At 62.0% G+C, this 24,197-nt stretch carries 31 protein-coding genes, 1 tRNA gene and 1 pseudogene; 12 read left to right on the top strand and 21 right to left on the bottom strand.

The genetic code is table 11. From position 1 onward, the window contains the following. The first annotated feature begins 28 nt into the window (after window positions 1–28). On the top strand, window positions 29–154 hold the full coding sequence (locus A0U93_RS16805) for a superinfection immunity protein (protein WP_245825185.1): 126 nt from the start codon (window positions 29–31) through the stop codon (window positions 152–154). 233 nt (window positions 155–387) lie between these two features. Here the strand turns inward: A0U93_RS16805 and A0U93_RS16975 are convergent. Next, a pseudogene (locus tag A0U93_RS16975) lies at window positions 388–654 on the bottom strand (ORF6N domain-containing protein); the annotation flags it as partial. Further along, entirely contained in the window at window positions 651–974 is a 324-nt protein-coding gene (locus A0U93_RS09945) for a hypothetical protein (RefSeq protein WP_077807205.1), read from the bottom strand. The pseudogene A0U93_RS16975 and the gene A0U93_RS09945, both read right to left, overlap by 4 nt. A gap of 240 nt (window positions 975–1,214) precedes the next feature. Between A0U93_RS09945 and A0U93_RS09955 the strand changes: the two genes are divergently transcribed. The 3 genes from A0U93_RS09955 (at window position 1,215) to A0U93_RS09965 (ending at window position 2,589) form a co-directional block, all read left to right on the top strand. Then, the gene (locus A0U93_RS09955) at window positions 1,215–1,730 is read left to right on the top strand and encodes a hypothetical protein (RefSeq protein ID WP_211274002.1); all 516 of its coding nucleotides are present in this window, start codon (window positions 1,215–1,217) and stop codon (window positions 1,728–1,730) included. 161 nt (window positions 1,731–1,891) lie between these two features. Next, the gene (locus A0U93_RS09960) at window positions 1,892–2,251 is read left to right on the top strand and encodes a type II toxin-antitoxin system RelE/ParE family toxin (RefSeq protein ID WP_077807208.1); all 360 of its coding nucleotides are present in this window, start codon (window positions 1,892–1,894) and stop codon (window positions 2,249–2,251) included. Beyond that, a complete protein-coding gene (locus tag A0U93_RS09965; protein WP_077807209.1) occupies window positions 2,248–2,589 on the top strand; it encodes an XRE family transcriptional regulator in 342 nt (113 codons plus the stop codon). Before A0U93_RS09960 ends, A0U93_RS09965 begins: the two co-directional genes overlap by 4 nt. A gap of 141 nt (window positions 2,590–2,730) precedes the next feature. Here the strand turns inward: A0U93_RS09965 and A0U93_RS09970 are convergent, their stop codons facing one another. Continuing rightward, a complete protein-coding gene (locus tag A0U93_RS09970) occupies window positions 2,731–3,267 on the bottom strand; it encodes a hypothetical protein (protein ID WP_077807210.1) in 537 nt (178 codons plus the stop codon). 428 nt (window positions 3,268–3,695) lie between these two features. Here A0U93_RS09970 and A0U93_RS16200 point away from each other — a divergent pair, with 428 nt between their 5' ends. Next, window positions 3,696–4,289 (top strand): hypothetical protein, encoded by a 594-nt coding sequence (locus tag A0U93_RS16200; protein WP_211274003.1) that lies wholly within the window; start codon window positions 3,696–3,698, stop codon window positions 4,287–4,289. A gap of 10 nt (window positions 4,290–4,299) precedes the next feature. Here A0U93_RS16200 and A0U93_RS09975 read toward each other — a convergent pair whose 3' ends face one another. Both A0U93_RS09975 and A0U93_RS09980 read right to left on the bottom strand, forming a co-directional pair. Further along, window positions 4,300–5,319 carry a phage tail tip lysozyme gene (locus A0U93_RS09975; protein ID WP_147150847.1) on the bottom strand — a complete coding sequence of 340 codons (1,020 nt, stop codon included), beginning with the start codon at window positions 5,317–5,319 and terminating at the stop codon, window positions 4,300–4,302. Window positions 5,320–5,416: 97 nt separating this feature from the next. Then, window positions 5,417–5,827: a DUF2213 domain-containing protein gene (locus A0U93_RS09980; RefSeq protein ID WP_169852740.1), complete on the bottom strand. Its 411-nt coding sequence runs from the start codon at window positions 5,825–5,827 to the stop codon at window positions 5,417–5,419. On the opposite strand from A0U93_RS09980, the gene A0U93_RS09985 reads away from it, so the two are divergent. After that, window positions 5,820–6,122, top strand: coding sequence for a hypothetical protein (locus A0U93_RS09985; protein WP_169852741.1), 303 nt, complete (start codon window positions 5,820–5,822; stop codon window positions 6,120–6,122). The two genes, A0U93_RS09980 and A0U93_RS09985, sit on opposite strands and share 8 nt — an antisense overlap. Here A0U93_RS09985 and A0U93_RS09990 read toward each other — a convergent pair. Further along, complete coding sequence (locus A0U93_RS09990) at window positions 6,119–6,298, bottom strand: hypothetical protein (RefSeq protein ID WP_077807214.1); 180 nt, start codon at window positions 6,296–6,298, stop codon at window positions 6,119–6,121. The genes A0U93_RS09985 and A0U93_RS09990 overlap by 4 nt on opposite strands. A gap of 3 nt (window positions 6,299–6,301) precedes the next feature. Then, complete coding sequence (locus tag A0U93_RS17130) at window positions 6,302–6,583, bottom strand: minor capsid protein (RefSeq protein WP_077807215.1); 282 nt, start codon at window positions 6,581–6,583, stop codon at window positions 6,302–6,304. Window positions 6,584–6,621: 38 nt separating this feature from the next. Here A0U93_RS17130 and A0U93_RS10000 point away from each other — a divergent pair, with 38 nt between their 5' ends. After that, window positions 6,622–7,377, top strand: coding sequence for a tyrosine-type recombinase/integrase (locus A0U93_RS10000; protein ID WP_169852742.1), 756 nt, complete (start codon window positions 6,622–6,624; stop codon window positions 7,375–7,377). Window positions 7,378–7,435: 58 nt separating this feature from the next. Here the strand turns inward: A0U93_RS10000 and A0U93_RS10005 are convergent. The 6 genes from A0U93_RS10005 to A0U93_RS10030 all read right to left on the bottom strand — a co-directional run bounded on the left by A0U93_RS10005 (window position 7,436) and on the right by A0U93_RS10030 (window position 14,069). Beyond that, window positions 7,436–7,511, bottom strand: a tRNA-Glu gene (locus A0U93_RS10005). 46 nt (window positions 7,512–7,557) lie between these two features. Continuing rightward, window positions 7,558–9,366 carry a single-stranded-DNA-specific exonuclease RecJ gene (gene recJ, locus A0U93_RS10010; protein ID WP_077807217.1) on the bottom strand — a complete coding sequence of 603 codons (1,809 nt, stop codon included), beginning with the start codon at window positions 9,364–9,366 and terminating at the stop codon, window positions 7,558–7,560. 28 nt (window positions 9,367–9,394) lie between these two features. Then, window positions 9,395–10,390 (bottom strand): class II fructose-bisphosphatase, encoded by a 996-nt coding sequence (glpX, locus tag A0U93_RS10015; protein ID WP_077807218.1) that lies wholly within the window; start codon window positions 10,388–10,390, stop codon window positions 9,395–9,397. A gap of 87 nt (window positions 10,391–10,477) precedes the next feature. Further along, complete coding sequence (locus A0U93_RS10020; protein WP_077807219.1) at window positions 10,478–11,788, bottom strand: homoserine dehydrogenase; 1,311 nt, start codon at window positions 11,786–11,788, stop codon at window positions 10,478–10,480. After that, window positions 11,785–12,999 (bottom strand): LL-diaminopimelate aminotransferase, encoded by a 1,215-nt coding sequence (locus tag A0U93_RS10025; protein ID WP_077808454.1) that lies wholly within the window; start codon window positions 12,997–12,999, stop codon window positions 11,785–11,787. The genes A0U93_RS10020 and A0U93_RS10025 overlap by 4 nt, the downstream gene beginning before the upstream one ends. Before the next feature lie 92 nt (window positions 13,000–13,091). Then, window positions 13,092–14,069 (bottom strand): OmpA family protein, encoded by a 978-nt coding sequence (locus A0U93_RS10030; protein ID WP_077807220.1) that lies wholly within the window; start codon window positions 14,067–14,069, stop codon window positions 13,092–13,094. A 173-nt stretch (window positions 14,070–14,242) separates the two neighbouring features. On the opposite strand from A0U93_RS10030, the gene A0U93_RS10035 reads away from it, so the two are divergent. From A0U93_RS10035 to A0U93_RS10045, 3 genes are all read left to right on the top strand, one after another. Beyond that, window positions 14,243–14,932 (top strand): ATP-dependent Clp protease proteolytic subunit, encoded by a 690-nt coding sequence (locus A0U93_RS10035; protein ID WP_077808455.1) that lies wholly within the window; start codon window positions 14,243–14,245, stop codon window positions 14,930–14,932. A gap of 102 nt (window positions 14,933–15,034) precedes the next feature. Then, window positions 15,035–16,024, top strand: a complete 990-nt coding sequence (locus A0U93_RS10040; RefSeq protein ID WP_077807221.1) for a hypothetical protein — start codon at window positions 15,035–15,037, stop codon at window positions 16,022–16,024. Next, window positions 16,021–16,884 carry a hypothetical protein gene (locus A0U93_RS10045; RefSeq protein ID WP_077807222.1) on the top strand — a complete coding sequence of 288 codons (864 nt, stop codon included), beginning with the start codon at window positions 16,021–16,023 and terminating at the stop codon, window positions 16,882–16,884. Before A0U93_RS10040 ends, A0U93_RS10045 begins: the two co-directional genes overlap by 4 nt. Window positions 16,885–16,926: 42 nt before the next feature. Here A0U93_RS10045 and recA read toward each other — a convergent pair whose 3' ends face one another. From recA to A0U93_RS10080, 7 genes are all read right to left on the bottom strand, one after another. Beyond that, window positions 16,927–17,973: a recombinase RecA gene (recA, locus tag A0U93_RS10050; protein ID WP_281251196.1), complete on the bottom strand. Its 1,047-nt coding sequence runs from the start codon at window positions 17,971–17,973 to the stop codon at window positions 16,927–16,929. A 163-nt stretch (window positions 17,974–18,136) separates the two neighbouring features. After that, window positions 18,137–19,189 (bottom strand): EscU/YscU/HrcU family type III secretion system export apparatus switch protein, encoded by a 1,053-nt coding sequence (locus A0U93_RS10055; protein ID WP_077807224.1) that lies wholly within the window; start codon window positions 19,187–19,189, stop codon window positions 18,137–18,139. A gap of 3 nt (window positions 19,190–19,192) precedes the next feature. After that, on the bottom strand, window positions 19,193–20,005 hold the full coding sequence (locus A0U93_RS10060) for a flagellar biosynthetic protein FliR (RefSeq protein WP_077807225.1): 813 nt from the start codon (window positions 20,003–20,005) through the stop codon (window positions 19,193–19,195). Next, window positions 20,002–20,274: a flagellar biosynthetic protein FliQ gene (locus A0U93_RS10065; RefSeq protein WP_077807226.1), complete on the bottom strand. Its 273-nt coding sequence runs from the start codon at window positions 20,272–20,274 to the stop codon at window positions 20,002–20,004. Before A0U93_RS10065 ends, A0U93_RS10060 begins: the two co-directional genes overlap by 4 nt. Beyond that, window positions 20,274–20,588, bottom strand: a complete 315-nt coding sequence (fliE, locus tag A0U93_RS10070; RefSeq protein WP_077807227.1) for a flagellar hook-basal body complex protein FliE — start codon at window positions 20,586–20,588, stop codon at window positions 20,274–20,276. Before fliE ends, A0U93_RS10065 begins: the two co-directional genes overlap by 1 nt. Then, window positions 20,585–20,992, bottom strand: coding sequence for a flagellar basal body rod protein FlgC (flgC, locus tag A0U93_RS10075; RefSeq protein WP_077807228.1), 408 nt, complete (start codon window positions 20,990–20,992; stop codon window positions 20,585–20,587). Before flgC ends, fliE begins: the two co-directional genes overlap by 4 nt. Window positions 20,993–21,004: 12 nt before the next feature. Then, the gene (locus tag A0U93_RS10080; protein ID WP_245824807.1) at window positions 21,005–21,427 is read right to left on the bottom strand and encodes a flagellar basal body rod protein FlgB; all 423 of its coding nucleotides are present in this window, start codon (window positions 21,425–21,427) and stop codon (window positions 21,005–21,007) included. A gap of 187 nt (window positions 21,428–21,614) precedes the next feature. Here A0U93_RS10080 and A0U93_RS10085 point away from each other — a divergent pair, with 187 nt between their 5' ends. Next, entirely contained in the window at window positions 21,615–21,881 is a 267-nt protein-coding gene (locus A0U93_RS10085) for a flagellar biosynthetic protein FliO (RefSeq protein WP_147150844.1), read from the top strand. Next, window positions 21,878–22,612: a flagellar type III secretion system pore protein FliP gene (fliP, locus tag A0U93_RS10090; RefSeq protein ID WP_077807230.1), complete on the top strand. Its 735-nt coding sequence runs from the start codon at window positions 21,878–21,880 to the stop codon at window positions 22,610–22,612. Before A0U93_RS10085 ends, fliP begins: the two co-directional genes overlap by 4 nt. Here fliP and A0U93_RS10095 read toward each other — a convergent pair. Further along, entirely contained in the window at window positions 22,609–23,982 is a 1,374-nt protein-coding gene (locus tag A0U93_RS10095; protein ID WP_077807231.1) for a gamma-glutamyltransferase, read from the bottom strand. The two genes, fliP and A0U93_RS10095, sit on opposite strands and share 4 nt — an antisense overlap. Between the last annotated feature and the right edge of the window lie 215 nt (window positions 23,983–24,197).

The following is a 24,197-nucleotide window of genomic DNA, read 5'->3' on the forward strand; positions in this document are numbered from 1 at the left end:
CTATTTCCTCCCAACCGTCATCGCGGCAGTGAGAGGCGTCAATCGACTTGCATCTGTGCTCGTTGTGAATGCTTTCCTCGGCTGGACACTGATCGGCTGGGGCTGCCACCCGCACTCCTTCGGGAGATCAATCTGCATTTGCTCGCGAACTTGAGCATTCGCCTTTAGGCGCGCCTGCGTGAGGTCCATTCCCTCACGCTTGTTGTAGGCGAGCAATGAGCCATGGAGTGCAATCGCCTTGCGAAGAAGTGCGGCACGAGCAAGGGCCTCTTTCTCGATGGACGGCAGACCTGACGACTTCCTGGCATCTTCCTTCGCGCGGAAATAGCTGCGGACCAACTGCCGCTGGACTTGCCATGAGAGATCGTCGGTCAGTGATTTCGCCAGCATGGCATAGCCGGACGCGGTGAGAATTATTCCCTTTGGGGTCCGAGGCTTAAAAGCCTGTGCAAGCGACTGCCGACGAATTTCGTCGGAAGTCAGTTCAAAGAAATCCTCGGCCTCAACGAAGTGGCTGCGGTTTTCGCGAAAGTTACGCCCCGCTGTTCCCGCAGGGCGTTGATGGAGTGTATCAATCATCTCAAAAGTGATGACGCGTTGGGCCTGATACTCCACGACGTTCACGGCACGGGCGTTGATAATGATCTGGGTCATGCCACGTCTCCCGCGCCCGAAGAGAGTTCGCGCAGATGAACCGTCTTATTCTGCTCTCGATCAAGTTGCGTTAGCCATGCAGTATCTTCAGAGAAACGAGATTCCAACGCGTCTCTAAACTCCCAGGCGATCTTGCGTTCTTCGATGCCGGCTTCTGGATCGGAAAGAACAGCGTCCGCGATCTCGAAGGCGTATCCAATACGCAAAGCCTGTTTGCGGCATTCCGCGAGTAGTTCCGCACGGCCTAGAGTGATGATGTAACCTTCGTAGGTCGGATCATTGATTGCCCCACTGGGGGCGGGTGTGCTATCCGCGTTCATCGCAGTTTTCTCCAGATTACTGTTGAAAGGCGTCGGGGTTTGCCGCCAAGCTTGGCCCCGACGTCGTTTCTGGCTTCAGAATTTCCCGCAAGATTGCTGAGATTTCTCCGTTCGCTGACCGGTCATTCATGACGCCACGAATTTTCAAGGCGCGGATTATTGACCTTTCGAGCCGAAAGGTGATGCTTGTTGTGTCTTTCATGGCTTCTCCAATTCGCACTCCAAGAGTGCAAAGCCATAATGCACAGCACTCTTGGAGTGCGCAATAGATATTTTCGTGCTGTTGGATATTATGCACTCATGCAAGACCTGAAACGCGCCTCGATCACAATCCGACTTGGTGAAGATCTCCTTCACACCTTGCGTGTGGAAGCGGCTAAGCGCCCACAATCGGTCAATGCCGAGATTGTGCAGCGTCTTGTAGAGTCACTTGTCCGACCGCAAGTGAACTCACTGCCAATGGATGGAAGTTTTACTCAAGAAGAGATGTCCTTGATCGGGCTGTGGCGTGAAATGAACTACAAGGAGAGGGCTGCCATTTTGTCGGTGGCAGAGAGAATCGTTGATCATGCACCTGTAGCTTCGTCATGGACGCCGCCCTCGCATCAGATGCTGCCCCGCCAAGATAATAGGAGTGGCATAGCAACTAGCTCCGAGATTATTGATGCGTGGAATGCGATAAGCGACGAAGACCGGGTCGCTCTGAGTATTGCGATTAGAAATGCGCTAATCGCGTCTTCGCGCGACGCCAGCTAGCTACCGATAGCTAACCGTGAGCGAGCATATGCAACCCCTCACAGCCCCGGCTTGCGCACCAGTGCTCGGATGTCGGAAAGGTCAGGGCCATATGCCATCGCGCGCGGACCTACCGACAGATAACCCTTGAATATGCACTCAAGGGAATATATAGAAGCACTATGCCGTGGGTCGTTGAGCACACTGACGAATTCGAGGCGTGGTTTGATTCGCTATCTGAGAAAGAACAGGAAGACGTCTACGCGTCAGGCCTGTTACTGGAGGAGCGCGGGCCAAGCCTGCGCTTTCCGATGTGTTCAGGTGTCAGCGGTTCCCGTCATGACCATATGCGTGAATTACGGATCCAGAGCGGCGGCCTACCTATCCGGGTATTCTACGCGTTCGATCCTCGCCGCGCCGCCATTCTGTTGATAGGGGGCGGAAAGGTAGGGAACGACCGCTTTTATAGCCAGATGATCCCGGTTGCCGATGATTTGTATGACGCGCATCTCTCCGAGTTAAGAAGGGAGAAGCTGATATGACCAAACGCAAGACACTCGCATCGCTCGGCGCGAAACTCACGCCGACAGCCCGCGAACGTGCGTCCGTCAAAGCCCGCGCGATGTCAGACGCCATGGACCTCGCAGAGCTTCGTAAAGCACATGTCCTGTCGCAGAAGCAGATTGCTGAACTTCTGGGCGTCAACCAAGCATCCGTCGCAAAGATGGAAAAGCGCGCAGACATGTATGTCAGCACCCTCCGAAGCTACATCCAGGCGATGGGCGGCGAGTTGGAGATCGTAGCGCGTTTTCCTGACCATGCGGTGCCCATTCGCAGCTTTGCCGAGATCGGGCAGGATGAGGAACTGTGCGACGCCTGATCACCTATCGTCCCCACATTGACCCGACTCCGCCCGTACTGATCCTGTGGCGTAATGAGCGATGAGAAGAAGCCTGAGCCGAAGGATGACTCCAACAAGGCAGCCAAACCGCCTTCTGCTGAAGAGTTCCAGAACAGGCTTTCAAAGACCCGGCAAATGGCCTTCGATCATATGCCAGAAGACCTGGCGAAGCGGCTGCGAAGTGGCGATGCCGACAAGGGCAGAGAGTAGAGCGCCCGATAAGGCCAGTTTCCAGGATTGTCGCAACAGCGCCTGATCGTGAATGACGTAGCCTATATTCTTCTCAGTGGCGGCATTGCTGGCGTGCGCAAGCCATAACGTGCCGTTCGCCTCTGTTTGCGGCGTCATGCCACGGAGAACCTCGTCAAGCCCATCAGGCGATGCGTTCTTGGATAGCCACTTCGTGGAATAGAGAACGCGGAAACTCTGAACCGCTGCCGCTCCGAAGAATACGGCGGCGCATGCTGCCGCGATCCAATATCCCTCACCATGCAGCGCATACGCCGTCGACGCGCTACCCAGCGTGAGGGTCCATCCCAAAAACGCAGAAGCGCGCGACTTAACCCGCTCAAGCGTCGTCACCGCTTCCGCATACCGCGCATCGGCAGACACCCGCTTCTCTTTCGCCAGCCATAGCTCGAAGTTCTCGTCGGTCATGTGGGGTCCTTTTGGTGGGGAGGGGGCAGATAGTACAGACCGAGCGCTCGATCTGCGTTCTATCTGCTCTCGTTACGCTCTCTTAACGCTCTTCGGTTTGGGTTGACGGGAGCGCTAGAGAGGAAATGTCTCGCCGAATTGCAGCAAGCTCAGTAGAATTCGAGCACGGTCCCGGCATATAAGATCGATGTCTGACTGTATTTCCGAATGGAAACGAAGATCAATATGGTGACTCCGGAGGCGAAATGCGAAGAATACTACTGACGTGTGCGCTGCTGTTCGCGACCTCGTCCGAGGCTCAAGAGTGGCCATATGCGCCTGTGCCACCGATGGACGGCCCGTCGATATCAACCTTACCGCCAAATATGATCCCACCGGAGTATTATTCCGCTCGGAACTCCGTAACGGGGGACCCAATCGTTGACGCGATGCGGATGCCATCAGGGGTGGCGGTTCCTTGGTCGTCTTCGTCTTTGCCTGAAGTCGATTATGTCGCTGCTTGCGGCTCCATGCCGACTGCAAATCAGAAACAGATTTGCGGAAACTACGAGGCAATGTCGAAAGAGGATTTGACCGAAAATTGGCAAGAAATACCAATTGCCATTCAGGCACGCTGCGAAGCATCTGCAAAACGCCAGGGATTTGCTCTTTATTATACCTCTCTCGACTTGTGCATTGCTAATGCAGTTCGTGGGTCCGCCGCAAATGTTGCCCCTCCTACTCAACCAGAATCCAATCAAGAGGTCGAAGGGAAGCCAGTGGGTCCGATCTACCCTGAGTCAGAACTCGAGGACAACAAAACAGGGTTTGTCAAAACGTCCTGTCGCATGGTGAGAGGGGAACACGGCTTGTGGCGCGCGAGAGAATGCCGAGTATTATCATCAGCCGGCGGGCAAGATTTTATTAATAGCGCGGCGGAAGCGGACGCTCGATCTACCTGGTCTGACGATCAGATTGCTGGCAAAATAGATTCAAATGGGCGCATGGAAAGAACGCATTCGTTTTCTGTCAACCAAGAGTAGAAATTGAATCTCACTTCAATCCTATCATGCCCGCCCATTTCGAGTAGGTTTCGCTTAACGATGGGTCGTTCACGGGCGTGAGTTGCTTTGTACCCATGTATAAAACTGACTGGGTGTTGGCCGGCGTTGCCTGAGTAGAAGCGTCTGACAAGTTCGATGAAGCGCTTGCATTCGCTGTCACACTTCTTGCCATCAGCACCTCTTGGCAGGTTGCGGTGACGAACATCGAATATGCACTCTCGGGCGTCGTTTCGGTGGCCACGCTCGTGATGATCATGTTTTTGTAGAGATGTTTCATCGTCACGATCGTGCATAGCTCTCGCCTCTTCTGAAGTGCCAGCAATGCATCATAAACTTTGCGGACATACCCCTCGCCAAGATTTTGCAGAGAACTGCTGTCAGCAAAGTCGTCGGCAACATCCGCCAGCGCCTGCATGCTGGCGTTTGACCATCCGTACGATAGCTCAAGTTGAGCTGGCATCTTGAAGGCGTGGTCAGATATCCCATCCTTGATGCCCTGCTTGTCAGCATTGCCATGCACGGTGACGTTCACGGTGGCATTGTTGTGGATCGCCGAGTTGTCGTTGTTCTGTGTGGCGTAGGACGGATTGCGAGAAAGAATATCCGCTGCAATGGCGGCACGGTTGGACTCTTCTGTGCCGAAGCGATTGGCTGGCCGCTCGAACTGGTCGCTGAAAATCGACGAGGACTGAGCAAAGTCTTGAGCGCTGCGCAGCATAGCGAGCGCGTTACGCGCGCCAGGGTCTCCCCCCTGCTGCATTTCTAGAGCGGCAGCCCTCAACTGCTCCGTGAATGGCGCTGTTCGCACATCAATTCCGAACCGACGCAGAATATCGTCGGCGCGCGCTTGATGCCATTGGAATACGCCAAATGCCTTGCCGCCGTCTCCGCGCCGTCCTTCGTTTAGGCCGCTCTCTTGGACCCCGCTTGCAACGATGCCCGCGGCTTGCTCCCGGGTAAGGCCCAGTGTTTTCTGGAAGAAGTTGAGCGCCATCTGCTCGCGCGACAAAACCTCTCCTTGCGGGAGAGAGCCGATCCGTCCTTGCGCCCTAAGGCGCGAGATCGCAGCACCCTCATTTGTATTGGCTGATGTAGGGTGGAACGCTTCATACACGAGTCCCAAGGGGCCAAGGACGCGCAAGCGTGTCCTGATGCTCGCCTTCGCCGCGTCGGAGATGTGTCAGCGTTCCGCGCGAAAATGCCTGGTAGTTGTCCGGATTCAGCATCACACCCGGCGGGTGATTGAGCGTGACGGGCACCCCCTCAAACGAGGAGATGGCATCCGGGTGGAACAGGGTCTCGGCGTCACGGTGAACCGTGATTGTGCCGTCCTTCGCAGGCTCTGCAGGTAGTTCGCTCTGGTCGTAGGTCATCTGACCCAGTCGCGCGATCGGCACATTGCGGCAGAGCAGAGAACCATCTGGCAATCGCTCTCGCGTTTCGCCTATTCTCTGCACGGAATAGATATCCGCGCCACGATTAGGCGCGAAGTCCAGCGTGGAGATATGTTTGAGCACAGGCAATAATCCTGAACCGATCGATATCGGTTGGGTGGTCGATGAACTACGCATGACGGCGTATGAGAATGCCGATTGCGGCGCGCTTGAGCCGCTGCTGATGATGCGGCAGTCGCCGGAATATTCAGCGGCGTGGCTGGTCGTTCAGTGGTGGCGCATTCTGAAGTCTGCCGCCCCGAACGATGAACGGGCGGCGGCGATGCTGACGCTGGTGAAGGGTAGCGTGACCAAGGAAGACTGGCCCGAAGGCGCGGATGACATCACACCGCCGGATTTGAAGCTGGTCGGACTTTAATGAACTGCCCAGCGGTCATCGGACGGGACGTCTTCACAGCACGGCACGGTTTCGATCCGCGCCTCCTGAAGAACTATGCCGATCGCGAGTAACTTTGCACGCAACTCGCCGATGCTCATGTCCTCCGCCAAGGCGCCAATGGTAAGGATGACGGGGCTTTTGAACGTGATCGCCATCAGTCAGTCGTCTCCGTCAAGGATCGGCACCTGGTAGCACCTGCAGTTGTAAATGCCCCCAGGCATAAGGGGCTGGCCATCTACCACCGGCGGATTGGCATACTCACAGATCACGCCGTTCATCGCTCGATGGCTGGCCCGCGTCCGCGTGTCACGATGACTGCGCCACCGGAAATGCGTGCACCCGGCCGCCTGCGCTCGAACCTGAGTGAGGACTGAAGACGCCCGCGCCGTCTCGGTACGGGCGATGCAAACCGCCCGAAGCGCACAAGCGCCTGATCGAATGCACTGTGCCGCTAAAGGAAAAACTTGGACACTTGCGCGTGGATCAGATCAGCCAACGGCAATGGAACGAATACGCAGCCACGCGCGTGAAAAAACCAAACCCGAGAAGAAAAACGCTCGAAGGATACGAGCCGACTCCCGTATCCTCGGGAACCCTGCGACGAGAGTTTAACGTTCTGCGCGCGGCTCTCCGTCAGTCATGGAAGGATGGCAATCTTGTAAAGCCGCCAGTTCTCGAGGTGCCGCGCGACAGTGCGCCACGCGACAAGTTCCTGACCAAACAGGAGGCGCGTCGGCTTCTTGATGCATGCGAAACGCCGCACGTGCGCATATTCGTCGCTCTCGCCATGTTCACCGGCGCGCGCAAGGGGTCGATCTTGGCTCTGACCTGGGACAGGGTGCACTTTGATTCCGGCCGCGTTGATTTTCAGGAGCCAGGACGGACCCTCACGGTAAAGCGCCGTGCTGTCGTGCCAATGGCGCCAGCGCTGCGAAAGGAACTGGAGGACGCTGCGCGATTTCGCACGTGCGATTACGTAGTGGAATGGAACAGCAAGCGCGTGACATACGGATTGCGTTGGTCGTTCCGCAAACTCTGCCAGAGAGCGGGTCTATCGTGGATGCCAACGCCTCATCATTTTAAGCATAGCGTGGCATCGTGGATGGCGATGAACAAAGTGCCGATCGACCAGGCGGCCGACTGGCTGGCGACCGATCCCAAGACATTGTGGAACGTCTACCGCAAATTCGACCCAAGCTATCTGGAGGAGGTAACATCGACGTTCGATCTATAGGTGTTCACTTGAACACCTAAGCCATCTGTGGATAACTAGAATTACCCAACAAGATCAATGGCGTCCCGTACGGGATTCGAACCCGTGTTGCCGCCGTGAAAGGGCGGTGTCCTAGGCCTCTAGACGAACGGGACTGGAGGCGTGAGCGGTGGGTATCCCAGGCTGGTGCCGGGGTCAAGCCTAAATTAGTGCGATATCGGCAATGAATAACGTCAGCGTCTCGCGATCCTGCCATCGCTCACTGCGCAGATGCCCGGCAACATGCAGCAGTGGGGCGCTGGAATCTTCCAGAACATCCGCGAAAGGCTTGTCCGCCGCGCGGAACACCAGGCCGCGCAGGCGTCCGCCATCCTCGCCCTGCAGGATGGCCCGCAGCGTATTGCCGTCCCGGCCGATACGCTCGACTTTCACGCAGCGCACGCGGCTGATCGCCAGCAGCGGTTCCTCATTCCCCATGCCGAAGGGTGCAAGACGACCGATTTGCGCGGCGACTTCGGAAGTCGCACCGCGAAGGCTCAGTACGCCGTCCAGCAGCAGGTCATCCTGCGCGGGACGTTCTCGCGCGGCGGATAGTCGTTCATCCAGAAAATGATGGAAAGAGTCCGCCTGCCCGGCGGCAAGAGAGAATCCGGCCGCCATGGCATGACCGCCGCCGGTCAGCAGCAATCCGGCCTGGCGCGCCGCAATGACGGCGGCGCCGAGATCCAGGCCGGGCACGGAGCGTGCTGACCCCTTGATGACGCCGTCTTGCAGGGCACCGACCAGGGCCGGACGGTTGAAGCGTTCCCGCACGCGACCGGCAACGATGCCGACCACGCCGGGGTGCCACGCATCGCCGCGCAGGAACAGGACGGCATGACCGGCATCGACCTGCGTCTGCGCCTGTTGCAGGGCCGAGGTAAGGATGTCCGCCTCCACCGTCTGGCGTTGACGGTTTACCTCATCGAGCTTTTCGGCGAGCGTCCGTGCCTCGAAAGCATCATCGGCCAGCAGCAGTTTCAGCCCGAGATCGGCCTGCGCGATGCGACCGCCGGCATTGATGCGGGGACCGAAGGCAAAGCCGCAGGCCATCGCGCTGGCGCTCTCCTTCACCATCGCGACGGAAGCCAGCGTGGCGAGGCCGAGGCGCTCTCCACGCCCCAGAACGCGCAATCCCTGCGCCACCAGCGCGCGATTGAGGCCCTGCAACGGCATAACGTCGCAGATCGTCGCGAGCGCCACGAGGTCGAGGCGACGCAGCAGGTTGGGTTCGGGGTGTTCGGTGAACCATCCCTGCGCCCGAAGATCGCGCAACAGCGCGACGCCGGTCAGGAAGGCGACGGCCGTCGCGCAGAGCGTGCCGAGTTGGGATGTGCAGTCGAGCCGGTTCGGATTGACGACGATACCGCGCGGCAAAACGCCGCCGTCCGGCTTGTGGTGGTCCAGCACGATCAGGTCGACGCGCCCGGCGAACGGGTCGAGGATCGGTGCGGCAGCGGTGCCGCAATCCACGCAGACCAGCAGTTGCGCACCGCGCGCCATCAAGCCGTCGAGCGCGGCGGCATTAGGGCCGTAGCCCTCTTTCTGGCGATCGGGGATGTGGGTTTCCACGGCGCAACCGAGTTCGCGCAGCAGGTCCGTCAACAATGCCGTGCCGCAGGCGCCATCCACGTCATAATCGCCGAAGACGCCGATGCATTCCCGCTCCCGCACGGCACGCGACAGTCGCGCCGCAGCCGCCTCCATGTCCTTCAGGCAGGACGGATCGGGCAGCCAGTCGCGCAGTCGTGGATCGAGAAAGGCTTCCGCGCGGCCGAGCGCGACGCCGCGCGCCGCCAGAATACGACCGAGAAGCTCGGGAATACCGGCGCGCTGGGCGATGGCAAGACTGTGGCGCAGGCCATCTTCCGCAAGTGCGGCGTCGCGCCAGACCCAGCGTCTCCCGCCGGCGCTGTGGCCGACGTTGAGAACGAGAGGCGCGGGGTCGAGGCAAAGTGCGGCATCGGACATAGCCGCACTATAAACCGGAATGGAAGGATCAGCGACCCGTCCAGGTCTTTGTCGAGAAATCGTGGCGGCCTTCGACGAATCGCACGGTGCCGGATTTCGAGCGCATGACGATCGAATGGGTCCGAACGCGCGTGGGGCTGAAACGCTGCACACCACGCAGCAGCGCACCGCCGGTCACGCCCGTCGCGGAGAACAGCACGTCCCCGCGCGCCATGTCGTGCAGGCCCAGCTTGCGGGTGGGGTCCTTGCCGGGTGCCATTTCGCGGGCGCGTTCGACCTGGGTGTTGTCCTCGAACAGCAGGCGGCCCTGCATCTGGCCGCCGACGCAGCGAACGGCCGCGGCAGCCAGTACGCCCTCCGGCGCACCGCCGGACCCCGCGTACACATCGACACTGCTCTCGTCGATACAGGCGGCAATGGCGGCGGCGACATCGCCATCCGTCAGCAGCGTGACGCGCGCGCCGGCTTCACGGGCGCGGGCGATCAGTTCCTCGTGGCGTTCGCGATCCAGCGCGCACATCACCAGTTCGCTGACCGGCTTGCCCTTGGCCTTGGCGAGATCCCTCAGCGTGGTCTCGATCGGGGCATCGATGTCGATCAGATCGTCGGGCAGGCCCGGGCCGACCACCAGCTTTTCCATGTAGATGTCCGGCGCGTGCAGGAAGTTGCCGCTTTCGGCCAGAGCCAGCATGGTCATGGCATTCGGCAGGTCCTTGGCGCACAGGTTGGTGCCTTCCAGCGGGTCCACGGCGATGTCCATCGCCGGGCCGCCCGCACCGACCTTCTCGCCGATATAGAGCATCGGCGCTTCGTCCATTTCACCTTCGCCGATAACGACCGTGCCATCGATGGCGACCGTGTCGAAGGCGTGGCGCATGGCTTCGACGGCCGCGCCGTCAGCTTCGTTCTTCTTGCCGCGTCCCGTCCAGTTGGAGGACGAAATGGCGGCGGCTTCGGTCACGCGGACCAGCTCAAGCGCCAGGTTCCGATCGGTGACCTGATAGCGGGGCTGCGAGTTCGGCACTGTCGATATCTCCTGCAAAAAAACGAACGGCCCGGATGTTTGGGGCCCTGTTTTCCCTTTATGCAGCCATACGGCGAAAAAGCGGCATCACACCGTCTCGATTTTGAGCAGAAGCGGTGTGCCGACGACCGATTCCAGTGCTTCCAGCGCGCTGATGACCGAGATCATCGCTGCCTCTGTCGTGTGATGCGTCACCAGCGCCAGCGGCACCGTGCCACCCGGCTCGCGCGCGGCATCATGTTGTGACAGCGCACGCAGGGAAACGCCCGCATCGCGCAGGGCCGCCGCGATATCGGCCACCACGCCCGGGCGATCGCGCACGATGACGCGAAGATAGTATTCGCCCCCGAGCGCGCTGCGCGGGGCGCAGGCGATTTCGGCTTTTGGCGCGACACCCCAGACCGGCAGGGCCGTGCCTCGGGCCAGGTCGATCACATCCGCGACAACAGCGCTCGCCGTGGGACCGGCACCGGCGCCGCGCCCCTCGATCAGCATCGGGCCGCTGAAGGCGCCTTCCGTCACCACGGCGTTGAAAACCCCATCGACATGCGCGATCGGTGCATTCTTCGGCACGAAGCAGGGGCGCATCCATGCTTCGATCGCATCGTCACCGGTGCGCCGTGCCGTGCCGAGCAGTTTGATGCGGTAACCGAGTTCGCGTGCGAAATGCTGGTCGCAGGCCTGAATGGCGCGGATGCCATCCACATGCAGGCCGTCGAAAGCGACCGGCTGGCCGAAGGCGAGCCCGGCGAGGATGGCCAGCTTGTGCGCGGCATCCCATCCGTCCACATCCGTCGACGGATCGGCTTCCGCGTAACCCAGGGCCTGCGCTTCCGACAGCACGTCATCGAAATCGCGACCGGTGTCGCGCATGGTGGTCAGGATATAGTTGCAGGTGCCGTTCAGGATGCCGCCGACGCGCAGCAGACGATCGGCGGCAAGCCCCTCACGCACCAGCTTGATGGCGGGAATGCCGCCGGCGACGGACGCCTCGAACAGCAGGGCCGCGCCGCTTTCGCGCGCTATGCGCGCCAGATGCGCACCGTGCAGGGCAAGCAACGCCTTGTTGGCTGTCACCACGTCGCGCCCGCGTGACAGGGCGGATTCGACCAGCGTGCGCGCCGTTCCTTCCGCGCCGCCGATCAATTCCAGAACGACGTCGATGCCATCGTCGCCGGCCAGGGCGGCGGCATCGTCATGCCAGCGCAGGCCGGCCAGATCCACGCCGCGATCCCGTGTCCGGTCACGCGCGGAGACAGCGACAACCTCGATAGGCCGTCCGGCGCGCGCTGTAATGGCGGCGGCATTGTCGCGGAGGAGCTGAAGAACGCCGACGCCGACCGTACCGAGGCCCGCGATGCCGAGACGAAGGGCCGGTTTGCCGCTGGCTCCGCTCAAGGGATGGACTCCATCGTCGCCGCCTGCGGCACGCCATGCCGTCCGAGGAATCCCTTGATGGCGCGCGTCGCCTGACGCAGGCGCTGCGTGTTTTCGACCAGACCGATTCGCACAAAACCCTCACCGTATTCGCCGAAGCCCAGGCCCGGCGCGACCGCGACGCCAGCCTCCCTGAGCAGCAGCTTGCTGAAATCCACACTGCCCATCGACGCGAACTTCTCGGGGATCGGCGCCCAGGCGAACATCGAGCCTTGCGGCGCGGGCACGTTCCATCCGGCGGCATCCAGGCCGCGCAACAGGACGTCGCGCCGCTCCTTGTAGAGCTGGCGGATTTCCGCGACGCAATCCTGCGGGCCACTGAGCGCGGCGACGGCCGCAACCTGGATCGGCGTGAAGGCGCCGTAGTCCAGATAGGATTTGATGCGCGTCAACGCCTGGATCAGGCGCGGATTGCCCGCCGCGAAACCCATGCGCCAACCCGCCATGGAGTAGGTCTTGGAAAGGGACGTGAACTCGACGGCGATGTCCTTGGCGCCCTCGACCTGAAGAATCGACGGTGGCGGCTCATCGCCGAAATAGATCTCGCAATAGGCGAGATCGGACATGATCCAGATCTCCTCCCGGCGGGCGAAAGCCACCAGCTCCTTGTAGAAATCGAGCGATGCGGTGAATGCCGTCGGGTTCGACGGGAAATTGACGATCAGCGCGGTCGGTTTGGGGACGGAGTGGCGCACGGCGCGTTCCAGCGCGCGCAGCATGTCCTCGTCCGGCGTGGCGGGAATCGAGCGGACGGACGCGCCGGCGATGATGAAGCCGAACTGGTGAATCGGATAGGAGGGATTCGGCACCAGGATCGTATCGCCCGGGCTGGTGATGGCGACGGCCAGATTCGCCAGGCCTTCCTTTGAGCCCAGCGTGGCGATGACTTCCGTTTCCGGATCGAGATGGACGCCGAAGCGGCGATCGTAATAACCCGCGAGGGCACGCCGCAGGCCCGGGATGCCGCGGCTCACCGAATAGCGATGCGCCCGCGGGTCGGCCACGGTCTCGACCAGTTTCCTGACGATATGCGGTGGCGTGGGGCTGTCGGGGTTGCCCATGCCGAGATCGATGATGTCCTCGCCCCGGGCTCGGGCAGCGGCCTTGGCCTTGTTCACTTCGGCGAACACGTAGGGCGGCAGGCGGCGGATGCGATGGAACTCTTCGGTCATGGGTGCCTCGACGGCGTAGGAAAGTTGATATTCCGGCGTGACGGACACGCCGGAATCATTACTAGACGGGATCGGAAAAGAGGGAAACCGGCTTAAGGGCGGAGGCTGATCCGTGCGCCATGACCGATGGCGCTGGCGGCGATGCGGATATCGGCTCCGTCCACGCCCTGGGCAATCAGCGCATCCGCCAGGGTGCGTGCCCGCAGCAGGCCAAGGCGCAGGCTGGCGGCCTGATCGATGATGGCAAGCGATGTCGCATCGCCGAAGCCCGTCACGTAAACCGGCGCATGCGGTCCGCGCCCGTCCAGAGCATGGCCGATGTCCTGTTCCTGCCCCGGTGCGAGCTGATCCGAGGATTGGCCGAAGCGGAACAGGCGGCCATGCGGATCGGCAAGGGCGTAGGCCGGCGCCGGACGGTCCGGCAGGGCCGCATCGCGCGGAATATCGAAACCGGGAAACTGCGGCGCGGCGGGCGGCAGACTGCCGATCTGCGGCAGTTCCCCCGGCTTGATGGGGGGTGGCGCGAATTGCGTGACGGCCGGCATCGCCAGTTCGGGCGCATGCTGGTCGGCTGTCGCCTGCGTATGCCGCGCGGGCGCGGGCGTCGTGGACGACGCACCGGACGTGGCCGTCGTGCTGGTGTTGCCCGTCGTCTGGCCGGGGGCATCGACCGTCATGGAGGAGCCGCTGTCGCTATCGGCCGACGGTGTTCGTGGCTTCGGCGCCGGCGGACGGGGTGGTGCAGCGGTGGACGCAACCGGCAACGGCCCGTCGGCGGCCGCCAGCCGGTTGCCGAAATTGCGTTGCGCTTCCATCTGGTCGGTCAGATTGGTGCGGGCGGCGGGGCTGGGCATCTCCGGCGGTGTCGTGGGCGTCAGGCCGACATGGGGATAGGGGTTATGGGCGCCCGGCGGCGGCGGACGCTGCTGCGCGATCGCGCCGCCTTCGTATTGATGCCACCAGTTGCCCACCGTATCGACGGCATCGCGATGGGCGCAGCCGGTCAGGCTTCCCAGGAATGCGGATGCGAAGAGGATCCGTCTGCCGGTTTCTTGCCAGTCGTTGCGCAAAATTCGTTCGTCCCCAGTCTCGGCAGCATGTTCGGCACCTTATATCAGAACCTTACCGTCTTGCCGCTACTCTGGCGAGAGTCCGGCAAAAACGCGCCCGGCCCTTGTGGCTCGCGCGGTCAAGGCGCAGGATAGAGGACATGACCATGCAGTCGGCACATAGGAACAAGACCATGCGCGGCACGACGCCCAACGGCATCCCCGGACGCTCCGTCCGCCTCGATGACGAACCCGATCCCCGCAACCCGGACGTGCCGGAGCCCGAAGGCCCGGAGCCGAAGGAGCCGGACGACAACAAGACGCTGAACTCGCCCATCAACGAACTTGAGGGCAAGCTGTTCGAACAGCGCAAGGTGCTGATCTTCGGCGCGATCAACGACAAGATCGCACGCGACGTGACGGGGCGCCTGCTGGCGCTGGCCGGGGCATCGGACAAGCCGATCGATGTCTACGTCAATTCCCCGGGCGGTCATGTCGAGAGTGGCGACACGATCCATGACATGATCCGGTTCGTCGATTCGGTGGCGCCGGTCAACATGATCGGAACGGGCTGGGTCGCCTCGGCGGGCGCGCTGATCTATGCGGCGGGCAGGCCGGAGCGCCGCGTCTGCCTGCCGAACACGCGCTTCCTGCTCCATCAGCCGATGGGCGGCGTGCGTGGTCCCGCGACCGATATCGACATTGAGGCACGCGAGATCATCAAGATGCGCGAGCGCCTCAACCGCCTGTTCGCGCGCGAAACCGGACAGCCGTACGAGAAGATCGCCAAGGACACCGATCGCAACTACTGGATGTCGGCGGAGGAGGCGATTGCCTACGGTCTCGTCAACCGCGTCATCAACGCGATGAACGACCTGGGCTGACCCTGTGTTCCATGCGCTCTCGCGGGCGCATGGTTTTCATGGATTCAATCAGCGCACGTCGGTGACGGTCGGCGTGCGCGCCGTCTTGCAGAGCGCACCTTCATGAACAATCTCGCCGATATCTATCGCCACCTCCCCGATCAGCCCTCCGAAAAGACACTGGCCCGTGCCGACTACGAATCGCGGCACTGGAGCAGCAGCATCCCGGGGCCGCTCAAGCCGGGAACGGAAGATCACAAGCGGGCCGTGGCGCAGATGTTCCGCGAGACGTTCAATCCTTACAAGCCGTCGGTCATCGCCTGGCCGAAACTCGATCCCGATACGCTGCACCGCATCACCTCCCTGCCGATCTGGGACATCGCGGTCGAGACCGAAGGCAAGGCCCGGCTGCGCATGGCGGCGTATGCGTCCATGCTCGACGACCCGGACATGAAGGATGCGCTGTCGCGCAATGCCTGGGAGGAGAACCGGCATAAGGAAGTCCTGACCAAGCTGGTCGAGGCCTATGACATCAAGCTCCCGCCGGAACCGGACTATATCGAGCCGAAAGATACCGAATGGGCCTATCTGGTCACCGGTTTCTCGGAGTGCGTTGACAGCTTCTTCGCCTTCGGGCTGTTCGCTCTGGCGGAACGCGCCGGCCTCTTCCCGATGGAGCTGATCGAGACCTTCGAGCCGGTGATGCAGGAAGAGTGCCGGCACATCCTGCTGTTCGCCAACTGGCTTGCGTGGCATCGCGCGACCATGCCCTGGTGGAAGCGACCTTGGTTCGAAGCCCGCGTTCTCGCTGTATGGGTGTTCCTCGGCTACGAACGCGTCGGTCTGGCCCGCTCGCTGGACGGCGAGGGCAACGAACGTGCGCAGGATAACAACTTCACGGTCAGCGGCGCCAAGGACATGACCAACATGGATATCGCGCTGCCGGACCTCATGCAGCTTTGTCTGAGCGAGAACGACCGGCGTTTTGCCGGCTACGATCACCGTCTGCTTCGACCGACGACCATGCCCAACATGGTTCGCGCAGCGCTGGCGGGCATGAAGCTATGGAACAATGTGGCGGCACGCTTCACGAAAATAAAAGAGGCCGCATGAGCCTGCTCGAAGCCGGGTCGGACGCACATAAAGAGTTCTTCTGCCGACAATTCATCGACACGCATCAGGTCTTCGACCCCGAAGCGCTTCCGTGGCCCGAATTGACCGAGGCGGAACTGGAACGCCTGCGTGCGGTGCCGTTCTGGCAGGAGGTCTATCATACCGAGCGTCGGGCAGGCGCGATCGTGGATGCCTTCACACCGCAGGTGACCGACCCGGCCGTGCGGGAGGCCGTGCGTCTGCAAGGTTATGAGGAGGCCCGCCATGCGGACCTGATCCGCGTGATGATCGAGCGCTACGGTCTGGACGCGCACAGGCAGCCAATCGAGGCATTCCCGGCCGATCTGGAAACGGCGTTCATCGATTTCGGCTTTGGCGAATGTCTCGATGCGTTTCTGGGCTTCGGCGCATTCAAAAGCGCTCGCCAGTCGCAGTTTCTGCCTGAATCGATGTTCGAAATCTTCGATGTTCTGATGTTCGAGGAAACGCGGCACATCGTATTCTTCATCAATTACATGGCCTGGCGCGAGCGCCAACGCGGGCTCGGTCGCCTCCGCCGCGAGGCGAAATCCTTGCGTTTCTATGGGCGCGCCCTGGGGCGGCTACTGGGTATGGTCCGGCGCGGCCAGCAGCCCAACGATGGACGGGACTTCGCCGTCACCCAGACGAACCTGTTTCTCGACGGCTTCTCGTTTCGCGGCTTCGTCGAGGACTGCTATCGCGAAAATGCCCGGCGCATGCATGCCTTCGACCCCGACCTGATGCAGCCGCGGCTTCTGCCCGGTATCGCCGACCTTGCGCTACGCGGCCTGGGCGTATGGGACAAAGGGCGCCCATTTTTGCGCCGCCGCACGATATGAGATCTGCCCCGGCGGTGTTCGCGCCGGGGCAGGTCTGAGTTTTTACTCTGCGTCCGCAATGGCGTCGGCAGCTTCCTGTTCGTCGGGCGTCGTCATCATCGCATCGGCAACGACCCCCGCCTGTTCACGGACCCGACGCTCGATATCGGCGGCCATTTCCGGATGATCGCGCAGAAACTGCTTGGCGTTCTCACGACCCTGGCCGACGCGTTGGCTGTCATAGGAGAACCATGCGCCGGATTTCTCGACGATTCCGGCCTTGACCCCGAGGTCGATGAGTTCGCCCATCTTGCTCACGCCTTCGCCATACATGATGTCGAATTCGACCTGGCGGAAGGGCGGCGCCATCTTGTTCTTCACGACCTTGACCCGCGTCTGGTTGCCGACAACCTCGTCACGATCCTTGATCGAGCCGATACGACGGATATCCATGCGCACGGATGCATAGAACTTGAGGGCGTTGCCGCCCGTCGTGGTCTCCGGGCTGCCGAACATGACACCGATCTTCATGCGGATCTGGTTGAGGAAGATCACCATCGTGTTGGAGCGCGACACCGAGCCTGTCAGTTTGCGCAACGCCTGGCTCATGAGGCGCGCATGCAGGCCGACATGGCTGTCGCCCATGTCGCCTTCCAGTTCCGCGCGCGGCACCAGGGCGGCGACGCTATCCACGACAAGCACGTCGACCGCGCCTGAACGAACCAGCGTATCCGCGATCTCCAGGGCTTGCTCACCCGCGTCCGGCTGGCTGAGCAGGAGGTTGTCGACATCGACGCCCAGCTTGCGGGCATAGCCCGGGTCCAGCGCGTGCTCGGCATCGATGAAGGCGCACGTGCCGCCTTTCTTCTGCGCTTCGGCAATCGCATGCAGGGCCAGCGTCGTCTTGCCCGAACTTTCCGGTCCATAGATTTCGACGATGCGGCCACGCGGCAGACCGCCGATGCCCAGCGCGATGTCCAGCCCCAGCGAACCGCTCGAGATGACATCGGCCTGTTGCTTGGGCCTCTCGCCCATGCGCATGATCGATCCCTTGCCAAATGCGCGCTCGATCTGGCTGAGCGCGCCTTCCAGGGCCTTGGTCTTGTCCATGGTCATCCCTCGTTGTCCGCTTTCTTCATTGTCGTTCAAGTACGATACGACGGCAATGCGTCTCGCGCATTAACCTTTTGTTCGCATATGTTCCTATTGAGAACATATCATGACCAAACCCCCGTTTGCCAAGACCCTTCATCGAAAAATCCCGCATGTTTCATCACCGGTTCATCCCGCGCTTGATGCGCCAGACCTGAGCGATGATCGCGGCCACGATCCGGAAATGCTCGATCGGAATCTCGGTATCCAGCGGTAGAGGAAAAAGCGCACGGGCCAGGGGTGGGTTCGGCATAATGGGCACATTATTCCGACGGGCCAGATCCCGGATTCGCGCGGCAACGTCATCCACACCCTTGGCGACGATCCGGGGTGCGCTGGGCGACTTCTGATCATACATGAGGGCGACAGCGTAGTGGGTCGGATTGGTCACGACGACTGTGGCGGTCTTGACGGCTTCCATCATGCGTTGCCGTGCCAGGCGCGCGCGCATCTGCTTCAGCCTGCCCTTGATATGGGGATCGCCTTCCATCTGGCGATATTCTTCCTTGACCTCCTGCAACGTCATTCGCAGTTTTGAAACACGTCGCTGCCAGTTCCATAGGATATCGATGCCGGCAAAGACGATCTGCGCACAAAGCAATGCCGCGCCGACCTGAACGATCGCGTGCATCAATCTCGCCAGAAGGATCGGAAGGCTGTAGCCGATAAGCGATGCGCTTTCATGAAGCAGGCTGCGAGCCTGCCAGAACATGATCGCACCGAAGGCCGCGCATTTTCCGATGGACTTCAGAGCGTCCATGAGCGCGCTGGCGCCAAGGATGCGACTTAGCCCCTTCATGGGCGAAAGCCGGCCGGGGTCGGGTGCCAGCGCGGAGAGGCGAAACAGGAAACCGGTTTGCAAAAGGCCGATGGCCAGGGCGAAAGTGGCGACCGCTCCGCCGAAGGGCAGGAAGAAGGTCAGCGCCGCGCGCAGACTGACCCGCATGGCAAGCTGCGGCGAAAGATCACCATCGCCCGCATGCAGCATCAGTCCACGCAGGATGGCGCCCTGCCGCGCGGCGCTTGCGGGTACGAATGCCACCATCATCAGGACGGCGACCAGCAGCATGGCAGCGGATATTGCCTCGCGCGAGAAAAGAACGTTGCCCTCCTCTCGCGCCTGTTCGAGGCGCCGCGCCGAGGGGGCATAGGGTTTTTCCTCCGACTCGGCCAAGCCTCACAGTCCCGGCAGATGACTGAGCATGTCGAACGACCAGTTACCCCAGACGACCGTCATCGGGCGCAGCAGCAGGGCCAGAAGCGCCAGACCGCCAATAATCTGAAGCGGCGTTGCCAGATTATATATCTGGAGATTGGGAATCACACGGCTCACGATGCCAAGCGCGATCTGCCACAGGACAGACAGCAGCAGGAACGGGGCGATCAGTTCGAGCGACAGCACGAACATCCGCTCTGTCGTCTGGATGACGACATGCGTCGTATCCTCCAAAATCGGCCACTGAACCGCGCCCCAGAGGGCGCCGCCGGGCGGGATGAAGTCATAACTGCCGACGAGGGCACGGATCGGGTAAATGTAGATGCCGCTCGTCAGCAGCAGGACAGGCGCCAGCAAGCTGAAGAAACGACTGAGCACGGACGTCTCCGCGCCCAGTTCGGGGTCGGGCTGAAGGACGCTCGACAGTCCCGTCAACAGCGAAAGGAACTGACCGGCCAGCGGCAGGATCATCGCCGCGAGCCGCGCGAGCCAGCCCAGGAAAAGGCCGACGAACAACTCGACGGAAGCGAGTGCCAGGACGCGCAAGGGCGCGGCATCGGTCAGACCGTCGGCGGCAAAAATGGACGCTGCCGTGGGGGCGATGAGAAAGGTCAACCCAACGGCCAGTCCGGCACGGACCGTCATCGGCGAACTCGTCTCGCCAAGGCCGGGCATCAGCATCACAACCGCACTGACACGGCATAGCACAAGCGCGAACAGCAAGGCCGTTGCGGGCAGCGAGACCAGCAGGATGCTGTCGGCGGGGCCGCTCATGTTCCGCCAACGAGGATCAACTGGTCGAACATGAAGCGGGCGAAATCAAGCAGTGTCGCTGTCATGAAGGGGCCGGAAAAGACCAGCAACATGGCGATGGCCAACAGTTTCGGCACGAAAGCCAGGGTGGCTTCGTTGATCTGCGTCACGGCCTGAAGAAGCGAGATCAGCAATCCGACGACCAGTGCGGCCAGCAGGGCCGGTGCGCTCAGCTTGAGCGTAACGATCAGCATCTGGTGCAGGATCGCCGGAAGATCGATCGCCTCCATCAGATCGACATGCGCATGACGTCCTGATACGCCTGCACGAACCGATCGCGCAGCGCCGTCGTCGTTTGCAAGGCTAGTTGCGCGTTGGATACGGCCGTGACGATCTGCGTCATGTCGCCGCCGCCCTGAATTCCCTGCGCCGCCTGTTTTTCCGCGTCATGGCCGGTCGCGATCGCATCCGAGACGGCCTGTTTCAGCATGCTGCCGAAACTGCCGGTGCCGTCGGTCGTGCCGTTGTCCACCGGGGCGGTCGCATCGAGGCCCTGCAGGGTCCGCGCATAGGCGTTGCGTGCCTGTGTGACATCGCCGATCATTTCAGAAGGTCCAGTGTGCGCGACAGCATGGAGCGGGTGACCTGCATCGTATTGAGGTTGGCCTCGTAGGATCGTTGGGCTTCGTGCATGTCCATCATCTCCACCATGGTATCGACGTTGGCGACCTTGACGTATCCGCGTGCATCGGCGGCGGGGTGCGAAGGATCGAAACGCGTCTGGAAATCAGACTGGTCTCGCCCGATCTCGCTGACCTGCACGTTGCTGGCGCCGGTTTCCGCATCGATGGCTTCCGAAAAGGTGATCGTCTTGCGGCGATAGGGATCGGCGCCAGGCGTGGAACCCGTCGTGTCCTGATTGGCAAGATTCTCGGCGACCACGCGCAGGCGCTGGGCCTGCGCATCCATCCCACTGGCCGAGACGCCGATTGCACCGGAAAGATTCATGGATCGTCTCCGTTATTTGCCAAGCACGGTCTGGAACATGTTCATGTATTTACCGTAGAGATTGACGACCAGATGCTGCTGGTCGCTGACATCGGCAATCTGCTCCATCTCGTGCTCAAGCGAGACGCGGTTGCCGTCCAGCGCCCGCTCGGGCGAGGGCCTTGCCATCGTTTCGGCGCTTCCGTCGCCATCGCCGATATGGGCAGGGTTGGTCCGTACCGGCGTTACGTCGTCCGCGTTCAGCGACGGTTGAAATGGCGTGACATCACGAGGCGTGTAGTCCGGTGTGTCGGCATTCGCCACGTTGCTGGCGAGAACCTGCTGCCGGGTCTGCAACCAGGCCATGCGGTTCTGGCCGAGCGCCAGAAGATCCGTTCCGCCCGTGGTGTTCTGTCCCGCACCGACACGGGTCATGGCGATATCGGCATTCAGCATGGTGGCGGCGTCTCACTGCTTTCAATTGTCCGTTCTGGCGGCAGAATGACGGCGGATGGTTAATGTTTCGTTGCTGGCTGTTCCTGGAATCGGAAAAATTTCCTGACGTCGGTCCGGTTGGAATTAACCGGATCTTCAGGAATGCGCGCCTACATCCGTCGGCACGGGACCACGGAGGGCGCGGAACATGGCGATTTCTGAAATATTGCAGTCTTGTGCTGCCTTGCTGGCTGTCGTGGCAATCCTGTTGTCGGTTCGGCCCCTGCTGCGCCGTGTCAATGCCCTGCGCTCATCCGGTTTGAATGGCGCGATCAATGTGCAGGGCGCCCTGAACCTGGACCGCAACCGGCGGCTGATGTTGATCGACTGCGATGGCGCACGTGCGCTGGTGCTTATAGGTGGAACGCGCGACATCGTCCTGCCATGGCCCCCTGGCGAGAAGTCATCGCCATGAAACGCCTGATCGTTATTCTGGGCCTGGGGATGATGGTCTGGCCGCATTACGGCTGGGCGCAGTCGCTCAGCCTCGATTTCGGTCAGGGCGGTCCGGGGACGACAAGTCGCCTCGTGCAGCTGACGGCGCTCATCACGCTGCTGTCACTTGCGCCCAGCCTGCTGGTGATGGTCACGGCGTTCACGCGAATCGTCATCGTTCTGTCGTTGCTGCGGAGCGCGCTCGGCACACAAGGCACGCCGCCGAACACGGTTCTGATCGGCCTTTCGCTTTTTCTCACGTTGTTCGTCATGCAGCCTGTTCTCGACCGGTCATGGACGAAGGGGCTGTCGCCGATGATGACGGGACGCATGACGGAAATGGATGGACTGCGCGCCGCAGCCGAGCCGTTTCGGAGCTTCATGGCGGTGCATGCGCGCCGGGAGGATCTGTCGGCCTTCCTGAACATGGCGCATCTGCCGTCCCCGGCGCGAGCCGTCGAGACACCATGGCGCGTCCTGATTCCGGCGTTCATGGTCGGGGAGTTGCGACGGGGTTTCGAGATGGGCTTCCTGCTCTATCTGCCGTTTCTCGTCATCGATCTGGTGGTATCCAGTGTGTTGATGAGTCTGGGCATGATGATGTTACCGCCCAGTACGGTATCCCTGCCGTTCAAGCTGATCTTCTTCGTGCTTGTGGATGGCTGGCAGCTCGTGGCGGGCAGTCTGGTTCGTAGCTTCGGGATGGGCTAGCGGTCATCGCCCGTGGCGAGCCCGGTACCACGTGGATCAGTCTCGCCGATGCATGTGCCGCCGCGACAGACGGCGGCATTCAGGCGACCGCTGCCCTCATGGGGAAGGGCTGCGTCCTGCAACACGGCCTGCGTGCCGGCTCCCAGGGCATCGGCTGCATCGTTCTGGCCGGAACTTGCCAGCGCGCCGCGCAATGTGCCGCGGGATTGCACGATGGCCGCGCCCAGCAGCGGCTGCGGGCCATGCGCCGGGGAGGCGCCGATCACGACGCCCGTTCCCGGGGCCACGCGACCGGTGCCGAACAGATTGCCGTCCGTCAGTGCACAGGCGACGGCGCCGCCCTGACGATCCGTCACCACGAGCGACGTCGACGCTGGCAATGCACCCAACGCGCCGTTGCCGCGTGCGCCCGAATCCAGCGCGGCCTGCGCTGCGGCCACCAGATCCGTACTGTTGCCGCCAGCCGCATGCGCCGCGCGCCAGGCCGCGACGGCGCCCTGCGCCGAACCGCCGTTCCGCACCATGCTGGCGGCACCGTAACCACCATCGGCAGGCGGTGGCAGGAAATAGGCCGTATTGCGACCGGACGTGACCTGTAATGAAGGCACCTGTGCCGGCAGGGCCGTGCGCAGCGCGGCGACATCAAGGGCGCCTCCGGCGGCGGATGCGGATTCGGCATAGATTGCACCCAGGGCGCCATTATACAGATCGCCGACGCCGACATGGCTGATGCGTTCGAGGAAGTTGGCTAGCTGCGGCTGCGACAGGGCGTCGCCATCCTGCAACACGGCGTCTTCGGCGCGCGTAAACGTGTTGCGTGCGGTTTCGTCGGCCAGCAATGCGTTGTGGACGGCTGCCAGATCGGCGCCGAAGGCACGGCTGACGGTGATTCCGTTCCGCGCCAGAGCGATGGCCGGCTGCATCGTATCGGCGAACTCGACGCTACCGTAGCGTAGTTGCATGAGGAAAAGACCGCGGGGCGTCATGGGCACGGCTGCCGGCCGGGCGCCGGCCGGCGCGCTCGACGCAGCGTTTTGCGGCGCGGCAGGCAGGAACAGGAAGGACTGTGGTGCTTCACCGGGGCGCGCGGCGATGCATGCGCCGCCGCCACCCAGGGACGCGCGGGAAGGCAACGTGACGGAAAGGGCCAGGGCGGTGGCGGTTGCGGCGTCGGCTGCGTTGCCGCCATGCGCCAGCACGTCGCGCCCGGTCAGGGCCGCCTGTGGCTCATCCGCGACGACCGTGCCGACATAGCCGGTCAGAACCGTATCGGTATGTTTGCCGCCGCCGAGTACATCGAAACCGGGCGGAAGCACGGCGCATCCGGCCAGTGATCCCGCAGCCAGGCCTGCAAGCGTTCGGACGGCCATTCCGGCAGCGCGCCGATGAAGGCGGCGAGAGCGACTGGGGGCGTCCGTTCGACGTTGCACCACGTGCGGGTTCTCCAATGACCCCTTCGGGCCTCTCGATGTTCCGTGCCGGGACGCCTTCACGACGCCAGGACGGCGAATCCCGAAGCGAATCCGTCCCGAGTACGCATCTAACCGCGTTCCTGTTTGGCGGCAACCGGGCCTTCGCGACTTCG

Source organism: Neoasaia chiangmaiensis, from assembly GCF_002005465.1.
Classification (GTDB): Bacteria; Pseudomonadota; Alphaproteobacteria; order Acetobacterales; family Acetobacteraceae; genus Neoasaia; species Neoasaia chiangmaiensis.